This window comes from Ideonella azotifigens (genome assembly GCF_006519715.1).
GTDB classification, from domain to species: domain Bacteria; phylum Pseudomonadota; class Gammaproteobacteria; order Burkholderiales; family Burkholderiaceae_C; genus Ideonella; species Ideonella azotifigens.
In genome coordinates, this window is the sequence record NZ_VIDT01001114.1 from 1 (window position 1) to 1,211 (window position 1,211).

Sequence of the window (1,211 nt, forward strand, 5' to 3'; positions counted from 1 at the left end):
CGGATCCAGTCCAGCTTGAAGCGGTTCGGGACACGCAGCGACGCCACGGCCCCCGCTTCGCCGGCATCGCTGATGTCGGCGGGCGGCAAAGGCCGGATCCAGGTGGAAAACTGTTGTTCGGGCAGTTCGATCGCGAGTCGGTCGCAACCGCGCTGCCAGAGGTCAATGCTCATGTGGACAAGTTCTTATCGAGCGGCTGGATTCTACGCATTCCCTGCCAGTCGCCAAGCGCGGTTATCCACAGTTTTTCGCGCCAGGTCAATCCCCGTTGATGCGCGGCCAGGGTGGTCGCGTTGGCGGGGCTTGGCGCCAGCCTGTTTGACGGCCGGCCCAGCTTTTGATTTAATGCTAGGTTTCCCGAACGACAGGACTGCGCTTGCAGGGCTGCTTGCTGGGTGGGGAGCGTGGGTGAGGAGCGGGGCTTTTGGGAGCGCCGATTTTCCACCGCGTCCACCGCAAGCCAGCTTGCATGAGCCGCTGAAAGTGTCGGGGGGTGTGTCTGATGTGTGGGCTTGTTGCCTGCAGCTCGGGCCACCCGGCAGCGCCAGACAGTCCGCCCCTCCGACCGCCTTCCAACCTAGGTAGAACACCCATGAAGCGCACTTATCAGCCTTCCAAGGTCCGCCGTGCCCGCACGCACGGTTTCCTCGTCCGCATGAAGACCCGTGGCGGTCGCGCCGTGGTCAATGCGCGCCGCGCCAAGGGCCGCAAGAAGCTGTCGCAGGTCTAAGCCGCGCGCCATGATCGGCCGCATCTTGCGCTCGGCCGATTTTCAGCGTGTGCTGGCTGCGCCGCAGCGTTCGCGAAGTGCTCACTTCGCCGTTCACTACGTCGCCAGCGGGCCTTCGACCGCACGACGGCCGGCCGCAAAAGCCGCGCCGCTTGCTTGCGAACCGGTTGTCCCGCAGTTGTCACCAGAGTTATCCACAGGTGGGTCGCCCGAGAGCCAGCTGCTTGTGGATGAGTCCTCGCCAGCTGCGGCTGACCCGCTTCCCGAAGGCCATTGGCTGGGCCTGGTGGTGCCCAAGCGGCATGCCAAGCGGGCGGTGACACGCAACCTGATCAAGCGCCAGCTGCGCGCAGCCATGCTGCATCACATGGCCAGCCTGCCGGCCGGCCTGTGGGTGGTGCGTTTGCGCGCGCCGTTTGATCGGCAGCAGTTCCTCAGCCCGGCTTCAGAGAACCTGCGCGAGTGCGCACACGACGAAATC

Annotated in this window: 3 protein-coding genes; 2 read left to right on the plus strand and 1 reads right to left on the minus strand. The window is 65.2% G+C overall.

Annotated features, from left to right (window positions below):
- A partial coding sequence (locus FKP22_RS30975; RefSeq protein WP_310733401.1) for a DnaA N-terminal domain-containing protein occupies positions 1-173 on the minus strand: 173 nt, incomplete at its 3' end.
- A gap of 419 nt (positions 174-592) precedes the next feature.
- Here FKP22_RS30975 and rpmH point away from each other — a divergent pair.
- Both rpmH and rnpA read left to right on the plus strand, forming a co-directional pair.
- Entirely contained in the window at positions 593-730 is a 138-nt protein-coding gene (rpmH, locus tag FKP22_RS30980; protein ID WP_141292009.1) for a 50S ribosomal protein L34, read from the plus strand.
- 10 nt (positions 731-740) lie between these two features.
- The coding region (gene rnpA, locus FKP22_RS30985; RefSeq protein ID WP_170201200.1) for a ribonuclease P protein component at positions 741-1,211 on the plus strand (471 nt) is incomplete at its 3' end.

Bases quoted from the DNA above. Each gene is read 5' to 3' on its own strand.
- rpmH (WP_141292009.1), top strand. From the start codon at position 593: ATGAAGCGCACTTATCAGCCTTCCAAGGTCCGCCGTGCCCGCACGCAC.